The organism is Micromonospora sp. NPDC048894 (genome assembly GCF_040649765.1).
In the GTDB taxonomy this organism is placed as follows: domain Bacteria; phylum Actinomycetota; class Actinomycetes; order Mycobacteriales; family Micromonosporaceae; genus Micromonospora; species Micromonospora antibiotica.
Genome location: NZ_JBEZFY010000005.1, coordinates 195,533 through 216,941, shown reverse-complemented (window position 1 = coordinate 216,941; position 21,409 = coordinate 195,533). Strand labels below are relative to the sequence as shown.

The following is a 21,409-nucleotide window of genomic DNA, read 5'->3' as shown; positions in this document are numbered from 1 at the left end:
TCCCGGTCCCCGTCCCGGATGGCCCCGGTCCCGGTCCGGCGAACCGGTCCCGGTCCGGCGAACCGGTCCCGCCGGAGCGGGCGGTGCGGACGGCCGGTCGCCACGCGGACAACGGCGTTCCCGGCCCGGTCCCGGCTGCGTCGCCTGGTCCCGGCTGCGTCGCCTGGGCGGGGCGGCTAGCGTGGGTGACGGCCACGGTGTCGCGTGGCCCGACGAGACCGGGGGTACCTCGTGCTGCGGTTCGGCCTGTTCGGCACCGGTCACTGGGCGGCGCAGACGCACGGCGCGGGGCTGGACGCGCATCCGCGCGCCGAGTTGGTGGGCGTCTGGGGGCGCGACCCGGAGAAGGCTGGCGCACTGGCCGCCCGGCACGGTGTACCGGCGTTCGCCGACATCGACGCGCTGCTCGACGTCTGTGACGCGGTGGCCGTGGCACTGCCCCCGCACGTACAGGCCGGGATCGCCACCCGGGCCGCCACCGCCGGCCGCCACCTGCTGTTGGACAAACCCCTCGCGCTGAGTCTCGCCGAGGCCGACCGGCTGGTCGCAGCAGTGCGGGCCGCCGGGGTGGCCTCGGTGGTCTTCTTCACCCAGCGGTTCCACCCGAACGTCGACGGCTTCCTCACCGCCACCGCTGCGGCCGGCGGTTGGCAGCACGCCCGTGCCACCCAGTTCGCCTCGATCTACCAGCACGGCAGCCCGTACGCCGGTTCCCGCTGGCGGCGGGAGCAGGGGGCGCTGTGGGACATCGGCCCGCACGCCCTCTCGATCGTCGTGCCGGTGCTCGGCCGGGTCACCCGGGTCGCCGCGCTGGACGGTCCCGGTGGGATGGTGCACCTGCTGCTCACCCACGATGGCGGTGCCACCAGCGCGCTGTCGCTGACCCTGGACGCCCCGCCGACGGCGCTTGCCCGGGACGTCGTCTTCTACGGCGAGAACGGCGTCGAGACCGTACCGCCGGGCGACGGCAATACGCTGACCGCCTTCGGTACGGCCGTCGACCAACTGCTGGGGCAGATCGACTCGGGTGAGCGGGACCACCAGTGTGACGTCCGGTTCGGCCGGGAGGTGGTGGCGGTCCTGGCGGCGGCGGAGACCGCCCGCGCCGAGGCCCGCACCGTCGACCTCCACCACTGACCGCCCGATCCGGCCGGCTTGTCGGGGGTCGGCCCGTCGCTGGTAGGGCATGTCACAGGTCGGCTGACCGTGCGTCGGCTCGGCGTGCGGTGGGCCATCGTGCGTCCGGGCTCGGTCGTCGGGCGGGCGGGGTCGTCGGTCGGGTGTGGCGGTGGTGGTCCCGTGGTGCGGTGGGTTCGGTGGTCGGTCGGGTGTGGCGGTGGTGGTCCCGTGGTGCGGTGGGTTCGGTGGTCGGTCGGGCGTGGCGGCGGTGGACCCATGGTGCGGCGAGGAGCGTGATGCCTGGGTGGCATAAATATGCCGCTGCGTCATATCGATGTCTGGGCAATGGTGTCCTGCCGGGTCACGCTGGGTAGCTGGTGGCGCGGCGCGGGACAGCCCGACAGCGGTGACGGCGGGCCGCGGTCCCGGTGCCGTGCGCCTCGACGTAGGGCACCGTCCTGCGGACCGGGGTGGAACCGGACGGGCCGGCCGCCGGAGCACCGTCAGCGCGGCCGATCTTTCCGGCCCGGAGGTGGCGCGGCGCGGGTGCTGATCGGGTCAGGTGTCGTGGGCCGGTGGTGTCGTGGGTGGGCGGGGTCATGAGCCGGTGGGGCGGTGGGGCGGTGGCGGACCGATCCGGAATTGCCTTGCGGAACGTGGGAGGTGCGTTAGCGTGGCGGCCATGTGCATGCATGCCCTGATCACCGTGGCCGTCACGTCGGCCGCGCGGGGGCCCCTCCTGGTGGCCCGCCCGCGAGTCCGGCGTCCGGCCCTGGCCGGCCGGGACGCCCACCGCGCCTGACCTGACGAGACCGCCTCGGCGTGATCACGCCGACCCCGGTCACGCCGACCCTGATCACGTTCCCCGTGTTCACGCTCTGCCTGATCACGCTGATCTGAGCAGGGGTCTGGCCTGATCGTCGCCTGCCCCGTCACCGCGTAGCGTCCCCCCGCCGATCCCCAGGGTCGTCCGAGTCCCGCTCCACTCGGACAGGCCCCGCGTCGTGCTGCGCCTGTCCGTACCGTCGCCGGTCGGCGACAGACAGGACGAACCCGTGGCGCCCCGCCGAGACCGCACCACCGCACGCGACCGGTCCCGTCGCGTACTGTCCCAGAATTTTCTCGCCGACCCGGCCGCCGTGACGCGGATGGTCCGGGCGGCCGATACCGGCCCGGACGACCTGCTGCTGGAGGTGGGTGCCGGTCGCGGTCAGCTGACCCGGCCGCTGGCCCGACGGTGTGGCCGGTTGATCGCCTACGAGGTCGACCCGACCGTCGCCCCCGAGTTGGCGGCGGTGTGCGCGGCGCTGCCACACGTGGCGCACCGGCAGGCCGACTTCCTGACCGTCGCGCCGCCCGACGAGCCGTTCGCCGTGGTCGGCAACATCCCGTGGTCGTTGACCGCGGCGGTGGTCCGCTGGTGCCTCGCCGCGCCCCGGTTGCGCGCGGCCACCCTGCTCACCCAGTGGGAGTACGCCCGCAAGCGGACCGGTGACCTCGGCCGGTGGAGTCGGTTGACGGTGCTGACCTGGCCGGAGTACGACTGGCGGCTCGCCGGGCGGGTGCCGCGCACCGCGTTTCGTCCGGTGCCCGCCGTCGACGGGGGCATCCTGCGGATCGACCGTCGGCCGGAGCCGCTGCTGGCCGTGGCCGCGCTGCCGGCGTACCGGCGGATGGTGGAGCTGGGGTTCGGCGGGGCGGGCGGGTCGCTCGCGGCCTCGCTGCGGGCGGCCCATCCCGGCCGGCGGGTCGACGGTGCGCTGCGGGCGGCGCGGATCGACCCGGCCACCCCGGTCGGGCTGGTCTGGCCGGAACAGTGGTTGGTGCTGTTCCGGCTGTTGCACGCTTCCACCGCACCGGGCCGACCCGGTGACCGCCGGTGGTGAGCGGGGCCGCCCGCCCTGGGCCCAGGTATCGGGGTGGGGGCTCAGGCGAGGGTGGTGAGGGCCTCGTTCAGGTCGGCCGGGTCCTCGAACTGCTCGGCGGGCAGCGCCCGCAGCAGTTGGAGCAGCTCGGTGCTCGCCCCGTTCTCCTGACCCCAGCGGACCAGGTCCTCGCGGGAGACCGGGTAGTCGAGCCCGGCCAGGTACTCCTGCAACTGCAACCCGGTGACGCTCATGCCGCCGGCTACCCGTTCCGCCCGCCGCCACACCGGCCGGTCCCGCCACACCATCGGCGGTTTGTCCGCCGACCCTGCCGGGTAGCCCCGCCCATGCTGGTACAGCGGCTCGGTACGCCTAGCGACTTCGACCCCCTGCTGGAGCGGGTCCGGGACGCCCGCGTGGTCATGATCGGTGAGGCGACGCACGGCAGTTACGACTACTACCGGTTGCGCGAGCAGCTCACCCGGCGGCTCATCGCCGAGCAGGGGTTCGACTTCGTGGCGGTGGAGGGGGACTGGCCGGACTGCGACCGGGTGCACCGGTCGGTGGTCGGCGCACCGGGTGGCGCCCAGGACCCCCGGACCGCGCTGGGACGGTTCACCCGCTGGCCGACGTGGATGTGGGCGAACGCCGAGGTGGACCGGTTCTGCCGGTGGCTGCGGGCGTGGAACCTGGAGCGTCCGGAGCGGGAACGGTCCGGCTTCCACGGGCTGGACGTCTACAGCCTCTGGGAGTCCATGCAGGCGATCTTCGACTATCTCGGTGAGGAGGACCCGAAGTCGATGGAGGCCGCCCAGGACGCGTACCGGTGCTTCGAGCCGTTCGGCCGGCGGGTCGAGGAGTACGGCGCGGCCAGCCGGTTCGTCTCGGCGCGCTGCGAGGAGGAGGTGATCCGGCTGTTGGCGCGTACCCGGGCACATGTCGCCTCGGACGGCCCGGACGCCTTCGCTGCCTGGCAAAACGCGGAAGTGGTGGCGGGAGCGGAACGGTACTACCGGGCGATGGTGCACGGTGGGCCGGATTCCTGGAACGTGCGCGACACCCACATGGCGGACACCCTGGAAAGGTTGCTGACCCGCTACGGACCCGGATCACGCGGCATCGTCTGGGCGCACAACACCCACATCGGGGACGCCCGCGCCACCGGCATGGCCGGCGACGGGATGGTCAACATCGGGCAGTTGGCCCGGGAACGGCTGGGCCGCGACGCGGTGGCGCTGATCGGTCTCGGTGGTTACCAGGGCACTGTGGTGGCCGCCCCGCACTGGGGTTCACCGGCCGAGGTGATGACGGTGCCGCCGGCCCGGGAGGGTTCGGTGGAGTCGCGGCTGCACGAGCTGCTGCCGGAGCGGGCGGTGCTCGTCTTCGGTGGCCCCGACCAGCCCGCCTGGGTCACCGGCACCGCCGACCACCGGGCCATCGGCGTGGTCTACGACCCGACCTTCGAGCGCTGGGGCAACTACGTCCCGAGTCGGCTGGCCGACCGCTACGACGCCTTCATCTGGTGCGACACCTCCACCGCCCTGCACCCGCTACCCGCCCCCAGCACCGTAGCCGAACTGGAGACCTACCCCACCGGCCTCTGAGCCCCGCCCCCAAGTGGATCATGGAGTTGTGGTGCCGGACGGAACGGGGCGAAAAACCCCGGGCCGGGCACCACAACTCCATGATCGGCAGGGTCAGACGTTGACCGGTTGCTTGTCGAGGTGGGCGCGGAGACCCTCGCCCTCGATGTCGACGTTGGGCAGGGCGCGGTCGAGCCAGCGGGGGAGCCACCACGCCCTGGTGTTCAGCAGGGACATCACGGCGGGGACGATGGTCATCCGGACCACGAAGGCGTCGATGGCGACACCGATCGCGAGCGCGAAGCCCATCGACTTGATCACCGGATCGTCGAGGAAGACGAAGCCCCCGAACACCGACATCATGATCAGCGCGGCGGCGGTCACCACCCGGGCCCCGTGCCCCATCCCGTTGATGGTGGCCTGCCGGGCCGTGTCACCGTGCACGAAGTCCTCCCGCATCCGGGAGACCAGGAACACCTCGTAGTCCATGGCCAGGCCGAACAGGATGCCGATCAGCAGGATCGGCAGGAAGCTGATCAGCGGGGCCGGGCTGTCCAGGCCGACCAGGCTGGCCAGGTGGCCCTGCTGGAACACGGCGACGGTGATGCCGAACGTGGCGGCCACCGTGAGCAGGAAGCCCAACGCGGCCTTCACCGGCACCAGGATCGACCGGAACACGAGCATCAGCAGCAGGATCGACAACCCCACCACCAGCAGCAGGTAGACCGGCATCGCGGCGGAGAGCTTCTCGGACACGTCGATGCCGATCGCGGTCACCCCGGTCAGCAGCACCTCGGCGTTGCCGACCGAGCCGACCCGGTCCCGGATGTCGTGGACCAGCGTCTCGGTGGCGGCGTCGGTCGGCCCGCTCTTCGGGATCACCCCGAGCAGTGCCGTCCGACCGGTCGGGTCGAGCTGCGGCGGGGCCACCGCCAGCACCCCGTCCGTACGCTGGATCAGCGCCGCGACCTGCGGCACGGCGGCTGCGGTGTCCTGCGCGGAGTCCGAGGTGACCACCACGGCGAGCCGGCCGGTGAAGCCCGGACCGAAGCCCTCCCGGATCAGGTCGGCGCTGGTGCGGGCCGGGCTGCCCACCGGGGCGGTACTGGCGTCCGGCAGCGCGATCCGCATGTCCTGGGCCGGCAGGGCGAGCAGCCCGAGGCCGAGAAGGCCGACCAGGATGACCGGGATGCGCAGCCGGGTCACCCACTGCGCCCAGCGGAACCCGAACCCGGAGCGGTCCTCGGCGGCCGGCGCGGCCTCCACGGTCTCGACGGTCTCGGTGGCCGGGGCGGCCTTGCGCAGCCGGCGGGGCAGGACCCGGCGGCCGGCGAAACCGAGCAGCGCCGGGGCGAGGGTGATCGCCACCAGCACCGCCACGCTGACCGTGCCGGCGGCGGCCAGACCCATCACGGTCAGGAACGGGATGCCGACGACGGCGAGCCCGGCGAGCGCGATGACAACGGTCGCCCCGGCGAAGAGCACGGCGGAACCGGCGGTGCCGACGGCCCGGCCGACCGCCTCCTCCGGGGTGAGTCCTTCGAGCAGGTGCTGCCGGTGCCGGGAGGTGATGAACAGCGAGTAGTCGATGCCGACCGCGAGGCCCAGCATCAGCGCCAGGATGGGCGCGGTGCTGGTCAACTGGACCGTACCGCTGAGGGCGAACAGGCCGGCCATCCCGACCCCGACGCCGATCAGCGCGTTCAGCATGGTCATCCCGGCCGCGACCAGCGAACCGAAGGTGACGATCAGGACGATCGCGGCGACCAGCACGCCCAACGCCTCGGTCGAGCCGACCTCCGGCTCGGAGTTGAGCACCTCACCGCCGGGGGCGATCTGCCAACCCTGCGCCTCGGCCTGCGCGCCGACCTTCTCGTACGCCTCGCGCTGCTCGGGGGTCACCTCGTCCCCGCCGGTGGCGAACTGCACCTGGATCAGGGCGTACCGGCCGTTGGGGGTGATCGCCTGGGACTGGTACGGGTCGACGGCGCCGACCACGCCGGGCAGCGTCGACGCCTCCTGGACGACCCCCTTGACGACGGACTGCCCCTCAGGGGTGGTCAACTGGCCGTCGGCGGGCGCCTTCACCGCGATGGTGCCGGTGGCGCCGCTGGCTGCCGGGAACCGCTCGGCGAGCAGGTCCAACGCCTGCTGCGACTCGGTGCCGGGCATGGTGAAGTTGCTGGCTGTCGGGCCCTTCAGGGTGGCTGCGGCGATGCCGAGGCCGACGAGTACGACGAGCCAGACGGCGACGACGAGTCGCCGGCGGCGCAACGATGCCCGGCCTAGCCGGTACAGCAGGGTCGCCATCAGATCCTTGTCCTCAATCGTGGTGTTGGTGGTCGGGAGTTGGCGGTGGTGCGGCAGTCACGAGCACCCGTTGGGCGACGGCCAGCAGGGCGGGACGCAGTTCCTCGTCGGGGATGTCGGCGAACGTGCCGCATCCCTCGGCGATGCCGGCGAGCAGGACCAGCGCGGCGACCCGCGCGTCCTGCCCACCGTCGGGGCCGGTCATCGCCTCGATCAGCCGTTCCGAGATGAGGTGGATGTGGGCGAAGGCCGGTTGGGCGAGCAGCTCCGGGAACTCCCCGCGCAGCAGCGCGATCTCGCCCCGGAACCGCACCGCGAGGTCGACGAAGCCCTCCGCCGCCGCCTGCTGCGCCGCCGCCCCGGTCAGCGCCGCGATCCGCTCGTCCAGCTCGCAGAGCACCGAGATCGGCCCGGCCATCAGCTCGGCGAGCAGGGCCTCCTTGCCGGCGAAGTGGTAGAGCACCGCCGCCTTGGAGCAGCCCACCTCGCGGGCGATGTCCTGCAACGAGGTGCCCTTGTAGCCGGTCACCGCGAACCGCCGGGCCGCCGCGGCGAGGATCTCACCGTGGGTGCGGGGGGTGCGACGGATCATGCGTTCCAGCATGCCTGACCGATCGGTCAGAAACTGACCGATCGGTCAGAGAAAGACGGTGGTGTTCGCCACACGCCGGGTCCGCACCGCGCTCAGGCCCCGCCATGCCCCCGGTCGTACGCGGCCCGCGCCTGGCTGATCGCCGCCCGGTGCCGCTGCGCCCAGTCGGTCAGCGCCACCAACGGCTCGTACAGCTCCATCGCCATCGGGGTGGCGCGGTACTCGACCCTCGGCGGCACGGTCGGGTACGCCTGCCGGTGCAGCAGGCCGTCCCGCTCCAGGTTACGCAGCGTCAACGTGAGCATCCGCCGGCTGATCCCCTCGACGCCCCGCGCCAACTCGTTGAAGCGGACCGGCCCGGGGGAGGCGGCCAACAGGATGCCGATGCTCCACTTGCCGCCCACCCGGTCCAGCGCCTCCCGCAGCGTGCAGTCACCGCCGGGGGTGCCGTCGTCGTGTTCCTGGGGCACGGGGTGCCTCCTTCCACCGGTGTCATGGTCACAGACGACCCCTCGGTGACGGGTTCGGTGGCCGACCCGTGTCGGGGTTGCGCCGGGGCCGTGCGCCCGGGAGGGTGGGCGGATGGCGGGGGCGCAGGAGACGCGGGACGGGGTCGGCCTGACCAACCTGGAGCAGCTGCTGCTCGCCGGTGACGAGGTGACCAAGCGGGACCTGGTCGACTACCTGGACACCGTGCACGACCGCATCCTGCCCGGCCTGCACGACCGGCCGCTGTCGGTGGTCCGGCTGCTGCGCGGGCAGGAGCCGTTCATGCAGAAGAACCTGCCGAAATACACCCCCGACTGGGTACGCCGCACCGCGATCTGGGCCGAGACCTCCCACCGCCAGGTGTCGTACGCGCTCTGCGACGACCGGCGCACCCTGCTCTGGTTCGCCAACCAGCGGGCGATCGAGTACCACCCGGCGCTGGTCACCGCGACCCGGCCCGAGCAGCCCACCCATCTCGTGCTCGACCTCGACCCACCCGAGGGGGACGCCTTCGCGGTGGTGGCCCGGGTCGCCGGGGCGGTCCGCCGGGCGCTGGCCGACGTCGGGCTGGCCGGGGCGGTGAAGACCAGCGGCGCCAAAGGGCTGCACATCTTCGTCCCGGTGCACCCGGACACCACCGCCGAGGAGGTGGCCGCCGCCACCCGGGCGCTCGCCGTACACACCGAGCGCCTCGACCCGGAGTCCGCCACCACCGCCTTCATCCGGGAGGACCGGGGCGGTCGGGTCTTCGTCGATCCGACCCGGGCCGGCGGGGCGACCGTGGTGGCCGCGTACAGCCCCCGGCTGCGCCCCGGGCTGCCGGTGTCGTTCCCGGTGGGCTGGGACGACCTCGACGCGATCAGCCCCGGTGACTTCACCGTGCGGACGGTGCCCGCGCTGCTCGGTGACCGCGACCCGTGGGCCGAGGCGATGCCCGCACCGCAGCGGCTCCCGGCCGACCTGGTCGCCGAGGGCCGCACCATCCCGGTACCCCGGGTGCAGGCCATGCACGAGGGGAAACGCCGAGCCAGAGCCCGCCGCGAAACCCCGTGACCCGCCGTCTGCCGGCCTTCGTGGTTGATCGACTCCCGTGGGCCGCTACAGCGGCTTCCCCGAGCCGCGACACCGCCGTGGGGGCGACATGGCGGGGATCATCGCCTCCGCCTGGGCATGCCGGGGGCACAGACACCCGCCGTGGGCCGGTGACGGCCGGACCTGGCCGGAGATACGACGAAGGCCGCTGATCGGGTTTCCCCTGGTCAGCGGCCTTCTCGTGCTGGTCGTCCGTGGTGCCCCCGGCAGGATTCGAACCTGCGCCCCCGCCTCCGGAGGGCGGTGCTCTATCCCCTGAGCTACGGGGGCTCAGCGACCTGAGAAGAGTAGCAAACCCCCTTCCGGATCACCGAATCGCCACCCCGGCACCCCCCGGTGCTGTCCACTGACCTGCATGATCGTGACGCCGCGGAGCCATCCCGACCGCCATTGGTGGCGGGCAGGCCGTCACCAATGGCGGTCGGCGGAACGTCACTGCCGGTGGTGGGCCGAGCCGTCGCCGTTGGTGGTGGGCCGAGCCGTCACTGCCGGTGGTGGGACGCGCCGCCGCCGGCAGGTGAGCCGTCACCGGCGGCTGGGGCCAATTGGTCAGGCGGCGGCCAGGGTGCGTCCGCAGCTGGGCAGCGGGTGCAGGGCGATGCGCCGGGGGAGCCGGCGGGGCCATTCGTTACGGGGCCAGGAGCCGTCCACGATCAGGTGCACCGGGTGCTGGTCGGCACCGCTGAGCCGGAACACGAAGTCGCGGGGCAGCGGTGGGTCCACGCTGGGCGTGGTGACCATGAACCGGACCCGCCCCCGGGACGACACCGCCGAGATGACCTCGGCGGCCGGCATGGTGCCCCGCAGGCGTACCCGGCCGATCCAGTAGACCTCCGCGTCGTGTTCCTGGGCGGCCCGGGTGATGGCCGGGTACTCGCCGCGTACCCAACGTTCGACCGCGCCGACGCAGAGACCACAGGCCCGTTCGCGCGGCTCCCGGGGGCCCAGCCCCCAGGCCCGCAGGTACGCCCCGACCGTGCCGGCGTCGATCGTCAGGTCGAAGCGGCGTTGGATCAGTGCGGCGAGGCTCTGCCGCGTCCACAGCTCCTCGTCCAGCCCGAACTCGTCGGGGTGGACGCCTCGCAGTACGTCGATCAGTTCGAGTTCCTGTTCCCGGCTGAGCGCTCCCGACTCGCCCTGCCGGTGTCCGCGACGGGCGGCTGCCACCGCTCCGTCACCGCCGATGGTGTGGCGTCGGCACCAACTGGTGACCGAGCGCCGCGCGTCTCTGAGTGCAACCCCCACGTCCTGCGCAACGAGCACGAATCACAACTGGTCACGATATGTGGTCAGAAAAGTCTCTTAGGTCTTCAAAGGTGCGCAGCACGCTAAAAACCTAAAACGCCCATAACTCCCTCCCTGGCGGCAGGGGATGCGGCGCGGCCCGGGCCGCTGACGCTTCGAGGAAGGTCGGCAGTCCGAGGGCATGCGGGGGCCCGAGACGTGCACAGGTGCGTGGAGGTTCCAGTCGGGCGGAGGCCCCAGTCGTGGGGGAGGCCGGAGACGTGCGGAGGCCCGCGTCCGCCGGAGCGGGACGCGGGCCTCCCTGGAGGACGGGCGGGTCAGCCGCCCAGTCGCTTCAGCGCGTTCTGGAGGTTGGTCAGGTCCGTCTGCTGGGTGTTCTTCATGATCTGCGCCACCGCGAGGACGTCGTCGTCGCCACCGGCGTCGAGGATGCCCTGGATCATGTGGATGCCGCCGAGGTGGTGCTTGATCATCATCTGGAGGAAGAGGACGTCCAGCTCGCGCCCCTGGGCGACGCGCAGCTTCGCCATCTCCTCCGGGGTCGCCATGCCCGGCATCAGACCGTTTTCGATCTTGCCGGTGCCGTCCGGCATCCAGGCCATCCGGGGCTGGTCGCCGGTCGGGTCGAGCCCCCACGACCGCAGCCAGGTCTGCATGGTGCCGATCTCGCCCTGCTGGCCGGTGGCGATGTCGCCGCCGATCTGGCGAACCTCAGGGTCGGTGCCCCGGTCGAAGGCGATCAGCCCCATCTCCACCGCCTGGGCGTGGTGGGTGGTCATGTCCCGGGCGAAGCCCGCCTCCGCCGAGCTGTCACCCGGTCGGGTCAACGTCGGGGTCAGCAGGCCGCCGGCGTACCCGAGGAGGAGACCGACCACGACGGCGGCCGCCAGGGCGAGCAGGCCGTAGCGGCCGGCGGGCCGCCGGTCACCGGAACCGGTGACCGAGGGCTCGACGGGCGGTGTGTCGGTCGTCGCGGGAGCGGTCATCGCCACGTCCTCACTGGGTGGGCTGCTGCTGTTGCTGCGGGACGTTGTCGCGCGGGGCCGTGCCGGTGGCCGTGATGCCCTGGCCACAGTTGGCGTTCGGACCCTCGACCGAGGCGTTCACCCGCAGCGTCTTGATGAACTCGTCGATCCGGCTGTCGTCGGCGTTGTCGACCTTGAGCTGGTAGCCCCACGCCTGGAGCGAGATCGGCTTGTCCAGCCCCTCGAACGGGCTGAGCATGACCTTCTCCACGCCCTGCGTCTTGCTGCGGAGCTTGCTGACCTGATCGGCCGGCAGGTCGGGGCGGTAGGTGATCCAGACCGTGCCGTGCTCCAGGCTGTGCACCGCGTGCTCGTTGGCGATCGGGGCGTCGTAGACGTCACCCATGCAGTTCTGCCAGGCCGGGTTGTGCGGGCCGGCCACCGGCGGGAGGACGTCGTACTTGATCGCGCCCTGCTGGTGCTGGCCGCCCTGGACGAGTTTGGGGTCCTTGTCCCGGAAGTCGACGATGCCGTCGATGTCGGCGGCCCGCTGCTCCCACGACTTGGAACCCTGGAAGGCCGCGTACGCGCCGTAGCCGATGATCGAGACGGCGAGCACGCCCACGGCGACGAACAGGGCGATCGGGCCCCACGAGCGGCCCTGGCTCACCTTCACCGGCGTGATCGGCTTGCGGGGGCCCTTGCCGCCCGAGGTCTGCCGGGGCGCGCCCGCGGACTTGCCGCCCCCGGGCTTGGCGACGGCCGCGGGCCGGCCGGCCGCCGGCTTCTTACCGGTGCTGACCACGGTCGGACGGCGCTCAGGGCCGCCCGGGGTGCTGATGCTCATCGTGCCTCGTCAGGTCGGTCGGTCAGGGGATCTGGCGGGCCGGGTGACGCTCAGGGTCGCCGCCGAGTGCCCGAGTCTACCCCCGATAACATGGTTCGGTGACTCCCGCAGAACTGGCCGAGGTCGTCCTCTCCGCAGCCCACGCCGTTTTCACCGAGCGTGGGCTCGACCCCGCCGCGCTTCCGGCGCGTACGGCGGTGGAACGACCGCGCAATCCCGACCACGGCGACTACGCCTCGACGCTGGCGCTCCAGCTCAGCAAGAAGGTGGGCGTCCCGCCCCGGGAGCTGGCGGCGGCGCTGGCCGACCAGCTCGGCCGGGCGGCCGGGGTCAAGTCGGTGGAGATCGCCGGCCCCGGCTTCCTCAACATCCGGCTCGACGCCGCCGCCGCCGGCCAGCTCGCCCGGGTGATCGTCGAGGCCGGCGAGGAGTACGGCCGCAGCGACCGGCTCGCCGGGCAGCGGATCAACCTGGAGTTCGTCTCGGCCAACCCGACCGGCCCGGTGCACATCGGCGGGGTCCGCTGGGCGGCCGTCGGCGACGCGCTCAGCCGGCTGCTGCGGGCCACCGGCGCCGACGTCGGCACCGAGTACTACTTCAACGACGCCGGGTCGCAGATCGACAGGTTCGCCCGGTCGCTGCTGTGCGCGGCCAAGGGCGAGCCGGCCCCCGAGGACGGCTACGGCGGGGCGTACATCGCCGAGATCGCCGAGCAGGTCCGGGCGGTCCGGCCGGACGTGCTCGACCTGCCCGACGGCGAGGCCCAGGAGGTTTTCCGGGTCGAGGGCGTGACGCTGATGTTCGCCGAGATCAGGTCCTCGCTGCGCGGCTTCGGGGTGGAGTTCGACACCTACTTCAACGAGAAGGACCTGCACGACCGGGGTGAGCTGGACCTCGCCCTGGACCGGCTGCGCGCGCAGGGTCACCTGTACGAGGCCGACGGGGCGACCTGGCTGCGCACCACCGACTTCGGCGACGACAAGGACCGGGTGCTGCGCAAGTCCAACGGCGAGTGGACCTACTTCGCCGCCGACTGCGCCTACTACCTGGACAAGCGGGAACGCGGCTTCGAGCGGGTCGTGATCATGCTGGGCGCGGACCACCACGGCTACCTCGGGCGGATGAAGGCGATGTCCGCCTGTTTCGGCGACGACCCGGCGGTCAACCTGGAGATCCTCATCGGCCAGCTGGTCAACCTGGTCCGCGACGGCGTCCCGCTGCGGATGAGCAAGCGCGCCGGCACGGTGGTCACCCTGGAGGACCTGGTCGACGCGATCGGGGTGGACGCGTCCCGCTACGCGCTGGCCCGCTACTCCAGCGACTCGCCGATCGACATCGACGTGGAGCTGTGGACCCGGGCCACCCGCGACAACCCGGTCTACTACGTGCAGTACGTCGCGGCCCGGACGGCGAGCGTCGGCCGTAACGCCGCCGAGGTCGGCCTGAGCCGGGGCGACGGGGCCGGGTTCCACCCCGAGCTGCTCGACCACGACAAGGAGAACGAGCTGCTCAAGGCGCTCGCCGAGTTCCCCGCCGTGGTCGCCGCCGCCGCCGAGCTGCGCGAGCCGCACCGGGTGGCCCGCTACCTGGAGGACCTCGCCGGGGCGTACCACCGGTTCTACGACAACTGCCGGGTCCTGCCGCGCGGCGACGAGGAGGTCACCGACCTGCACCGGGCCCGGCTCTGGCTCAACGACGCCACCCGAACGGTGATCGCCAACGGGCTGCGCCTGCTCGGTGTCTCCGCCCCGGAGAGGATGTAGCCCTGATGCGTGCCCACGAAGCCGGTGCGATGCACGGCGACATCGGTGACCGGGGGCCGGGCTGGCTGCGTCCCCCGGCCGACGTCAACGCCCTGGTCCCGCAGCTCTGGCCGCGTCAGGTGGAGCGCGGCACGGGCGGCGCGCTGACCGTCGCGGGCCTCGACGTCCGTGAGCTGGCCGCCGAGTACGGCACCCCGGCGTACGTCCTCGACGAGGACGACCTGCGCTCGCGCGCCCGGGACTTCCGGGCGGCCTTCCCCGACGCGGACGTCTACTACGCCGGCAAGGCTTTCCTGTGCCGGGCGGTGGTCCGCATGATCGCCGAGGAGGGCCTGCACCTGGACGTCTGCTCCGGGGGCGAGCTGGCCACCGCGCTGTCGGCCGGGATGCCGGCGGAGCGGATCGGCTTCCACGGCAACAACAAGTCCGTCGCCGAGCTGACCCGGGCGCTGGACGCCGGGGTGGGGCGGATCATCCTCGACTCGTTCACCGAGATCGACCGGCTCACCGCGCTGGCCCGGGAGCGCGGGGTCCGCCCCGGCGTGCTGATCCGGGTCACCGTCGGCGTGGAGGCGCACACCCACGAGTTCATCGCCACCGCCCACGAGGACCAGAAGTTCGGTTTCTCGCTGGCCGGCGGGGCCGCCGCCGCAGCCGCCTTCACGGTCATCGACGAGGGTGTGCTGGACCTGCGCGGGCTGCACTCGCACATCGGTTCGCAGATCTTCGACACCAGCGGCTTCGAGGTGTCCGCCCGCCGGGTGCTCGCCCTCCAGGCGCAGATCCGCGACGCCCGGGGGGTGGAACTGCCCGAGCTGGACCTGGGCGGCGGCTTCGGCATCGCGTACACCACCCAGGACGACCCGGCCACCCCGGACGAGCTGGCCAAGCGGCTCCGCAAGATCGTCGACTCGGAGTGCGCGGCGGAGAACCTGACCGTCCCGCACCTGTCGATCGAGCCGGGCCGGGCCATCGTCGGGCCCGCCGTCTTCACCCTCTACGAGGTGGGCACCGTCAAGGACGTCGACGGGCTGCGGACCTACGTCAGCGTGGACGGTGGGATGAGCGACAACATCCGGACCGCCCTCTACGACGCGTCGTACTCGGCCACGCTTGCCGGCCGGTCCTCGACCGCCGAGCCGTTGCTGGCCCGCGTGGTGGGAAAGCATTGTGAGTCCGGGGACATCGTGGTGAAGGATGAATTCCTGCCCGCCGACGTGCAGCCCGGAGATCTTGTCGCCGTTCCCGGCACGGGAGCGTACTGCCGCAGCATGGCCAGCAACTACAACCATGTGCCCCGCCCCCCGGTGGTCGCGGTGCGTGACGGCCAGGCCCGGCTGATCGTGCGGCGGGAGACCGAAGAAGACCTGCTCGCTTTGGATGTGGGATGACGTCACCTGTGCGCTTGGCCCTGCTCGGCTGCGGAACGGTCGGTAGCGAGGTGGTCCGCCTGTTGCACACGCAGGCCGCCGACCTGACCGCCCGGATCGGTGCTCCGCTGGAGATCGCCGGCATCGCCGTGCGCCGGGTCGGTCGGGACCGGGGTGACCTCCCCGTCGACCCGGCGCTGTTCACCACCGACCCGCTCGGCCTGATCAAACGCGACGACGTGGACGTGGTCGTCGAGGTGGTCGGCGGTATCGAACCGGCGCGGAGCTGGCTGGTGGAGGCGCTGCGCGCCGGCAAGAGCGTGGTCACCGCCAACAAGGCGCTGCTCGCCGAGGACGGCGCGGCCCTGCACGACGCGGCGGCCGAGGGCGGGGCGGACCTCTACTACGAGGCGTCCGTCGCCGGGGCGATCCCGCTGCTGCGCCCGCTGCGCGAGTCGCTGCACGGCGACCGGATCAACCGGGTCACCGGCATCGTCAACGGCACCACCAACTTCATCCTCTCCGCGATGGACGCCACCGGCGCCGGCTTCGCCGAGGCACTGGACGAGGCGACCGAGCTGGGGTATGCCGAGGCCGACCCGACCGCCGACGTGGAGGGCTTCGACGCCGCCGCGAAGGCCGCCATCCTGGCCTCGCTCGCCTTCCACACCCGCGTCACCGCCGCCGACGTGCACCGCGAGGGCATCACCGAGGTGACCGTCGCCGACATGGCCAGCGCCAAGGCGATGGGCTGCACCATCAAACTGCTCTGCATCGCCGCCCGGGGCACCGACGCGGCCGGCCGGGAGACCGTCAGCGTCCGGGTGCACCCCGCGATGATCCCGCTGACCCACCCGCTGGCCAGCGTCGGCGACGCGTTCAACGCGGTCTTCGTCGAGGCCGAGGCGGCCGGGCAGCTGATGTTCTACGGCCGGGGAGCGGGCGGCGCACCGACCGCCAGCGCGGTCCTCGGCGACGTGGTCGCGGTGGCCCGCAACCGGCTCGCCGGGGCGTACGCGGCCAGCGAGTCCGCCTACGCCGACCTGGCGGTCCGGCCGATGGGCGAGGCGCTGACCCGCTACCACATCAGTCTCGACGTGGTCGACCGGCCGGGTGTGCTCCAGGCGGTGGCCGGGGTGTTCGCCCGGCACGACGTGTCCATCGCCACCGTCCGGCAGGGGCCGGCCGGGGGCGGTCCGGCGGGCCGTGGTGAGGACGCCGACCTGGTCATCGTCACCCACGTCGCCCCCGACGCCGCGCTCGCCGCGACGGTACGGGAGCTGCGCGGGCTGGACATCGTCCGCTCGGTGGCCAGCGTGCTGCGGGTCGAGGGCGGCGCGTGACCCGGCGTCTCGCCTGATGGTTATCGGTGGGTGTGCCGGGGACAGATCGACGAGGCTGGTCCAGGCTGGCAGGGGCCCCGGCACGACCGGGGCGGCAGAGGCGAGGAGAGCGACATGTGGCGGGGCCTGATCGAGACGTACCGGGACCGGCTGCCGGTCACCGACGCCACGCCCGTGGTCACCCTGCACGAGGGGAACACCCCGCTGCTGCCCGCGCCGGCGCTGTCCGCCCGGCTCGGCGCGGACGTCTACCTGAAGGTCGAGGGGGCCAACCCGACCGGCTCGTTCAAGGACCGGGGCATGACCGTCGCCGTCTCCAAGGCGGTCGAGGCCGGTGACAAGGCGATCATCTGCGCCTCGACCGGCAACACCAGCGCCTCCGCCGCCGCGTACGCGGCCCGGGCCGGGATCACCTGCGCGGTGCTGGTGCCACAGGGCAAGATCGCGCTGGGCAAGTTGGCCCAGGCGCTGGTGCACGGGGCCAAGCTGCTCCAGGTGCAGGGCAACTTCGACGACTGTCTCGCGCTGGCCTCGAAGCTCGCCCAGGACTTCCCGGTCGCCCTGGTCAACTCGGTGAACCCGGACCGGCTGCACGGCCAGAAGACGGCCGCCTTCGAGATCGTCGAGGCGCTCGGCGACGCCCCCGACATCCACTGCCTGCCGGTCGGCAACGCCGGCAACATCTCCGCGTACTGGATGGGCTACTCGGAGGACCTGCGGGCCGGCAACGCCACCCGCGCCCCGAAGATGTACGGCTTCCAGGCCGCCGGGGCGGCCCCGATCGTCAGCGGTCAGGTGGTGCCGGAGCCGTCGACCATCGCCACCGCCATCCGGATCGGCAACCCGGCGAGCTGGACCAAGGCGCTCGACGCCCGGGACGCCTCGCAGGGGCTGATCGCCGCCGTGACCGACCGGGAGATCCTCGCCGCCTACCGGCTGCTCGCCCGGGAGGTGGGGGTCTTCGTCGAGCTGGGCAGCGCGGCCAGCGTGGCGGGCCTGCTCCAGCAGGGGGCCGAGGGCCGGGTGCCGGCCGGGGCGACGGTGGTCTGCACGGTCACCGGCCACGGCCTGAAGGACCCGGAGTGGGCGATCTCCACCGCACCCGCTCCGATCACCATCGCCAACGACGCCCTGACCGCCGCCCGCTCGCTCGACCTGGCCTGATCCGATCCCGCCGAGGGCGGCGGTGCCGGCCACCCGCGGCGGGTGGCGGTGCCGGCCACCGTGCCGTCCCCCCGTCGCCCCGGCCGGCGGTGACCACCCCGTTACGGGTAGGGAATACCGGGTCGGGCAGACTTTCCCCACGCCCATCCCCTCTCCCAGGAGTGAGCCACGCCGATGTCGCTGCTCGCCAGATCCAGCCTCGCCAACCGGGGGCTCGTCGCCCTGATCGCAGTGGTGACCGCGGCGTTCGGGGCGTTCACCGTCCCCTCGCTCAAGCAGCAGCTGCTGCCGTCGCTGGAGTTCCCCGGCGCCTTCGTCGTCGCGGTCTACCCGGGCGCCTCGCCGGAGATCGTCGAGGCGCAGGTGACCGAGCCGATCGAGAACAGCCTCCAGAGCATCCCCGGGCTGGAGAAGGTCACCTCCACCTCGCGGGAGGGGTCGGCGACGATCGCGGTGGAGTTCGTCTTCGGCACCGACATCGACGACGTGGCCAACAAGATGCAGACCGCGCTGAGCCGGGTCGACGCGCAACTGCCCGACGACGTGGACCCGCAGGTCATCACCGGCAGCACCGACGACCTGCCGGCCGTGGTGCTGGCCGCCACCGGCGGCGGCGACGAGCAGGCGCTCGCCGCCAAGCTGCGCGACACGGTGGTGCCCGAGTTGGAGGGCATCGACGGGGTCCGTACGGTCGCCGTCACCGGCACCCGCGACCAGGTCGTGACGATCGTCCCGGACCCGGCGAAGTTCGCCGCCGCGAAGCTGAACCCGACCGCCATCGCCACCGCGCTCAAGACCAACGGCATCGCCGTCCCGGCCGGTGCGGTCGTCGACGGCACCACCGCGCTGCCGGTGCAGGTGGGGGCCCCGGTCACCACCCTCGACGAGTTGCGGGGCATCGCGCTCACCCCGACCGCGCCGAAGGCCGCCCCGGTCCGCCTCGGTGACGTGGCGACCGTCGAGCAGCAGCTCGCCCCGGCCACCGCGATCACCCGTACCAACGGCAAGGAGAGCATCGGCGTCCAGGTCACGGCCGCGCAGGACGGCAACGCCGTACGGATCTCGCACGACATCCGGGACCGGCTGGACGACCTGCGGTCCGCCTCCGGCGCCGAGTTGACCATCGTGTTCGACCAGGCCCCGTTCGTGGAGAAGTCGATCGAGAGCCTGACCACGGAGGGGCTGCTCGGCCTGCTGATGGCGGTCGTGGTGATCCTGGTCTTCCTGCTGTCGGTCCGGTCCACCCTGGTCACCGCGGTCTCCATCCCGCTGTCGGTGGTGGTGGCGCTGCTCGCCCTCTGGGTCGGTGACTACTCGCTCAACCTGCTCACCCTGGGCGCGCTGACGATCGCGGTCGGGCGGGTGGTCGACGACTCGATCGTGGTGTTGGAGAACATCAAACGCCATCTGGAGTACGGCGAACCGAAACGGGACGCGATCGTCGCCGCCGTCCGTGAGGTGGCCGGGGCGGTCACCGCGTCGACGCTCACCACGGTCGCGGTGTTCGCGCCGATCGCCCTGGTGGGTGGCTTCGTCGGGCAGCTCTTCGCGCCGTTCGCGATCACCGTGACGGTGGCCCTGCTCGCCTCGCTGCTGGTGTCGCTGACGGTGATCCCGGTGCTGGCGTACTGGTTCCTCAAGCCGCCGCGCGACGGTGCGGACGAGGCGGTACGCCGCGCCGCGGAGGCCAAGGAGCTGCGTAGCCCGTTGCAACGGGCGTACCTGCCGGTGATCGGGTTCGCCACCCGGTCCCGCGGGACCCGGTGGATCACCGTGGCGGTGGGCATCCTGCTGCTGTTCGGCACCTTCGGGCTGGCCCAGAAGTTGGAGACCAACTTCCTCGACGACTCCGGCCAGGACACCCTGAACATCAGCCAGAAGCTGCCGGCCGGCTCGGGGCTGGCCGCCACCGACCAGGCGGCCCGCCTGGTGGAGGGCGTGCTGGCGCGTACCGACGGGGTCGAGACCTACCAGGTGAGCGCGGGCGGCAACGACCAGCCGTGGCTGGCGGGTGGGGGCAACAACACCGCCCGCTGGTCGGTGGCGCTCGGCGGCGACACCGACGCCAAGGAGATGAAGCAGGTCCTGCGCCGGGAGTTCGACGGGCTCGGTGCCGCAGCCGGCGAGCTGAGCTTCGACAACGGGCAGGGGGGCACCTCGGGCAACCAGTTGGAGGTGGTCGTCCAGGCCGCCGACACCGACACCCTGAACCGGGCCGCCGACCAGGTCCGGGGCGCCATGGCGGGCATCTCGGGGGTCGAGGACGTCGCCACCAGCCTGGCTGACCGGGTGCCCCGGGTCGACGTCAGGGTCGACCGGTTGGCCGCGGCCCGGGTGGGGCTGAGCGAGGCGGCGGTCGGGCAGTTGGTGTCGCAGGCGTACCGGGGCAGTCCGCTGGGCCGGGTGACGCTCGACGGCGGCCAGCAGGACGTGGTGCTGCGGACCACGGCCACCCCGCCGTTGACCGAGGAGCAGTTGCGGGCGCTGCCGGTGGGCCCGGTGAAGTTGGACGACATCGCCGACGTCACCCGGGGCGAGGGGCCGCAGCAGGTCACCCGGATCGACGGTGAGCGCAGCGTGTCGGTGACCGGCACGGCCACCGGCTCCAACCTCGGTGCGACCACGACCGAGCTGAAGCAGCGGCTGGACGAGCTGGACGTGCCGGGGGCGACGATCACCGTGGGCGGGGCCAGCGCCCAGCAGGAGGACGCCTTCGGTGACCTGGGCCTGGCCGTGCTGGCGGCGATCGCGATCGTCTTCCTGATCATGGTGGCGACGTTCCGGAGCATCGTCCAGGCGCTGATCCTGCTGATCTCCATCCCGTTCGCGGCGACCGGTGCGATCGGCCTGCTGCTGGTCACCGGGACCCCGCTGGGCGTGCCGGCGCTGATCGGCGTGCTCATGCTGGTCGGCATCGTGGTGACCAACGCGATCGTGCTGCTGGACCTGGTCAACCAGTACCGGGGGCAGGGGATGAGCGTCAGCGAGGCGGTGGTCGAGGGCGGCCGACGCCGGTTGCGGCCGATCCTGATGACCGCGGTGGCCACCATCTTCGCGTTGCTGCCGATGGCGTTCGGGCTCACCGGGGAGGGCGGCTTCATCTCCCAGCCGCTCGCCGTGGTGGTGATCGGTGGCCTGCTCAGCTCCACCCTGCTCACCCTGGTGCTGGTGCCGACCTTCTACACGATGGTGGAGCGCACCAAGGAGTCGCTGCGGGAGCGGCGGGCCGGCCGGCGGGGGCGCACCTCCGACGAGGGTGGACCCGCCGGGACGCCCGCCGAGCCGGACGCCGAGGTGCCGGCGCCGGTGGGTGCCCCGGCAGCCGAGGCCGCCGCCGAAGCGCCGGCCCGGCCGACCCCGTCGGCGGCCCTGGTGGACGGCACCGACCAGTTCGAGGTGCTGCGGCTGCCGAAGAGCCGCCGGTCGCCGCTGCCACCGACCGAGTAGTCCCGTCCACCGCATCGCGACCGTCAGCCGGTCGCGGCGCGGTGGACACGCCACGACGCACCAGCGCGCCGGGTCAGACCCGGCACGACCGTCGCCCCACCACGCGCCCCCGGCCCGGGACCACCGGCCGGGGGCGCGTCGTGTCGGGCCCGGGACAGCGCGCCGACCTGGGGGTACGGTCACCCTGTGGTCACCTACCTTCGGTCATCGTCCAT

16 protein-coding genes and 1 tRNA gene are annotated in these 21,409 nt (G+C 72.7%); 9 read left to right on the top strand and 8 right to left on the bottom strand.

Features of this window, described 5'->3' with window-relative positions; translation table 11 throughout:
- Nucleotides 1-231: 231 nt before the first annotated feature.
- The gene (locus AB0C22_RS13100) at nucleotides 232-1,137 is read left to right on the top strand and encodes a Gfo/Idh/MocA family oxidoreductase (RefSeq protein ID WP_219470331.1); all 906 of its coding nucleotides are present in this window, start codon (nucleotides 232-234) and stop codon (nucleotides 1,135-1,137) included.
- Nucleotides 1,138-2,174: 1,037 nt separating this feature from the next.
- Complete coding sequence (erm, locus tag AB0C22_RS13095; protein ID WP_219464464.1) at nucleotides 2,175-3,005, top strand: ErmE/ErmH/ErmO/ErmR family 23S rRNA (adenine(2058)-N(6))-methyltransferase; 831 nt, start codon at nucleotides 2,175-2,177, stop codon at nucleotides 3,003-3,005.
- A gap of 41 nt (nucleotides 3,006-3,046) precedes the next feature.
- Here the strand turns inward: erm and AB0C22_RS13090 are convergent, their stop codons facing one another.
- The gene (locus tag AB0C22_RS13090) at nucleotides 3,047-3,238 is read right to left on the bottom strand and encodes a DUF2795 domain-containing protein (protein ID WP_208568497.1); all 192 of its coding nucleotides are present in this window, start codon (nucleotides 3,236-3,238) and stop codon (nucleotides 3,047-3,049) included.
- A gap of 93 nt (nucleotides 3,239-3,331) precedes the next feature.
- Between AB0C22_RS13090 and AB0C22_RS13085 the strand changes: the two genes are divergently transcribed.
- Nucleotides 3,332-4,588 (top strand): erythromycin esterase family protein, encoded by a 1,257-nt coding sequence (locus AB0C22_RS13085; RefSeq protein ID WP_219464463.1) that lies wholly within the window; start codon nucleotides 3,332-3,334, stop codon nucleotides 4,586-4,588.
- A 93-nt stretch (nucleotides 4,589-4,681) separates the two neighbouring features.
- On the opposite strand, the gene AB0C22_RS13080 is transcribed toward AB0C22_RS13085, so the two are convergent.
- The 3 genes from AB0C22_RS13080 to AB0C22_RS13070 all read right to left on the bottom strand — a co-directional run bounded on the left by AB0C22_RS13080 (nucleotide 4,682) and on the right by AB0C22_RS13070 (nucleotide 7,939).
- Nucleotides 4,682-6,877: an MMPL family transporter gene (locus AB0C22_RS13080; protein ID WP_219464462.1), complete on the bottom strand. Its 2,196-nt coding sequence runs from the start codon at nucleotides 6,875-6,877 to the stop codon at nucleotides 4,682-4,684.
- 13 nt (nucleotides 6,878-6,890) lie between these two features.
- Nucleotides 6,891-7,469, bottom strand: a complete 579-nt coding sequence (locus AB0C22_RS13075; protein ID WP_357535015.1) for a helix-turn-helix domain-containing protein — start codon at nucleotides 7,467-7,469, stop codon at nucleotides 6,891-6,893.
- 92 nt (nucleotides 7,470-7,561) lie between these two features.
- Nucleotides 7,562-7,939 (bottom strand): helix-turn-helix domain-containing protein, encoded by a 378-nt coding sequence (locus tag AB0C22_RS13070; protein ID WP_219464460.1) that lies wholly within the window; start codon nucleotides 7,937-7,939, stop codon nucleotides 7,562-7,564.
- Nucleotides 7,940-8,051: 112 nt separating this feature from the next.
- On the opposite strand from AB0C22_RS13070, the gene ligD reads away from it, so the two are divergent.
- Nucleotides 8,052-9,011 (top strand): non-homologous end-joining DNA ligase, encoded by a 960-nt coding sequence (gene ligD / locus AB0C22_RS13065; protein ID WP_357535012.1) that lies wholly within the window; start codon nucleotides 8,052-8,054, stop codon nucleotides 9,009-9,011.
- Nucleotides 9,012-9,245: 234 nt separating this feature from the next.
- Here the strand turns inward: ligD and AB0C22_RS13060 are convergent.
- From AB0C22_RS13060 to AB0C22_RS13045, 4 genes are all read right to left on the bottom strand, one after another.
- A tRNA-Arg gene (locus AB0C22_RS13060) sits at nucleotides 9,246-9,320 on the bottom strand.
- A 279-nt stretch (nucleotides 9,321-9,599) separates the two neighbouring features.
- On the bottom strand, nucleotides 9,600-10,295 hold the full coding sequence (locus AB0C22_RS13055; protein WP_219470329.1) for a winged helix-turn-helix domain-containing protein: 696 nt from the start codon (nucleotides 10,293-10,295) through the stop codon (nucleotides 9,600-9,602).
- Nucleotides 10,296-10,612: 317 nt separating this feature from the next.
- The gene (locus AB0C22_RS13050; protein WP_208568385.1) at nucleotides 10,613-11,281 is read right to left on the bottom strand and encodes a DUF305 domain-containing protein; all 669 of its coding nucleotides are present in this window, start codon (nucleotides 11,279-11,281) and stop codon (nucleotides 10,613-10,615) included.
- A 10-nt stretch (nucleotides 11,282-11,291) separates the two neighbouring features.
- Complete coding sequence (locus AB0C22_RS13045; protein ID WP_208568386.1) at nucleotides 11,292-12,107, bottom strand: DUF3105 domain-containing protein; 816 nt, start codon at nucleotides 12,105-12,107, stop codon at nucleotides 11,292-11,294.
- 98 nt (nucleotides 12,108-12,205) lie between these two features.
- Between AB0C22_RS13045 and argS the strand changes: the two genes are divergently transcribed.
- The 5 genes from argS to AB0C22_RS13020 all read left to right on the top strand — a co-directional run bounded on the left by argS (nucleotide 12,206) and on the right by AB0C22_RS13020 (nucleotide 21,194).
- Nucleotides 12,206-13,870, top strand: a complete 1,665-nt coding sequence (gene argS / locus AB0C22_RS13040) for an arginine--tRNA ligase (protein ID WP_357535010.1) — start codon at nucleotides 12,206-12,208, stop codon at nucleotides 13,868-13,870.
- 5 nt (nucleotides 13,871-13,875) lie between these two features.
- Nucleotides 13,876-15,261: a diaminopimelate decarboxylase gene (gene lysA, locus AB0C22_RS13035; RefSeq protein ID WP_357535008.1), complete on the top strand. Its 1,386-nt coding sequence runs from the start codon at nucleotides 13,876-13,878 to the stop codon at nucleotides 15,259-15,261.
- Nucleotides 15,262-15,269: 8 nt separating this feature from the next.
- Nucleotides 15,270-16,583 carry a homoserine dehydrogenase gene (locus AB0C22_RS13030; RefSeq protein WP_219470327.1) on the top strand — a complete coding sequence of 438 codons (1,314 nt, stop codon included), beginning with the start codon at nucleotides 15,270-15,272 and terminating at the stop codon, nucleotides 16,581-16,583.
- Nucleotides 16,584-16,697: 114 nt separating this feature from the next.
- Entirely contained in the window at nucleotides 16,698-17,747 is a 1,050-nt protein-coding gene (gene thrC / locus AB0C22_RS13025) for a threonine synthase (protein ID WP_219464454.1), read from the top strand.
- 174 nt (nucleotides 17,748-17,921) lie between these two features.
- A complete protein-coding gene (locus AB0C22_RS13020) occupies nucleotides 17,922-21,194 on the top strand; it encodes an efflux RND transporter permease subunit (protein WP_357535007.1) in 3,273 nt (1,090 codons plus the stop codon).
- The last annotated feature ends 215 nt before the right edge of the window (nucleotides 21,195-21,409 follow it).

Bases quoted from the DNA above. Each gene is read 5' to 3' on its own strand.
- AB0C22_RS13090 (WP_208568497.1), bottom strand. From the start codon at position 3,238: ATGAGCGTCACCGGGTTGCAGTTGCAGGAGTACCTGGCCGGGCTCGAC.
- AB0C22_RS13085 (WP_219464463.1), top strand. From the start codon at position 3,332: ATGCTGGTACAGCGGCTCGGTACGCCTAGCGACTTCGACCCCCTGCTG.
- AB0C22_RS13080 (WP_219464462.1), bottom strand. From the start codon at position 6,877: ATGGCGACCCTGCTGTACCGGCTAGGCCGGGCATCGTTGCGCCGCCGG.
- AB0C22_RS13075 (WP_357535015.1), bottom strand. From the start codon at position 7,469: ATGATCCGTCGCACCCCCCGCACCCACGGTGAGATCCTCGCCGCGGCG.
- ligD (WP_357535012.1), top strand. From the start codon at position 8,052: ATGGCGGGGGCGCAGGAGACGCGGGACGGGGTCGGCCTGACCAACCTG.
- AB0C22_RS13050 (WP_208568385.1), bottom strand. From the start codon at position 11,281: ATGACCGCTCCCGCGACGACCGACACACCGCCCGTCGAGCCCTCGGTC.
- AB0C22_RS13045 (WP_208568386.1), bottom strand. From the start codon at position 12,107: ATGAGCATCAGCACCCCGGGCGGCCCTGAGCGCCGTCCGACCGTGGTC.
- lysA (WP_357535008.1), top strand. From the start codon at position 13,876: ATGCGTGCCCACGAAGCCGGTGCGATGCACGGCGACATCGGTGACCGG.
- thrC (WP_219464454.1), top strand. From the start codon at position 16,698: ATGTGGCGGGGCCTGATCGAGACGTACCGGGACCGGCTGCCGGTCACC.
- AB0C22_RS13020 (WP_357535007.1), top strand. From the start codon at position 17,922: ATGTCGCTGCTCGCCAGATCCAGCCTCGCCAACCGGGGGCTCGTCGCC.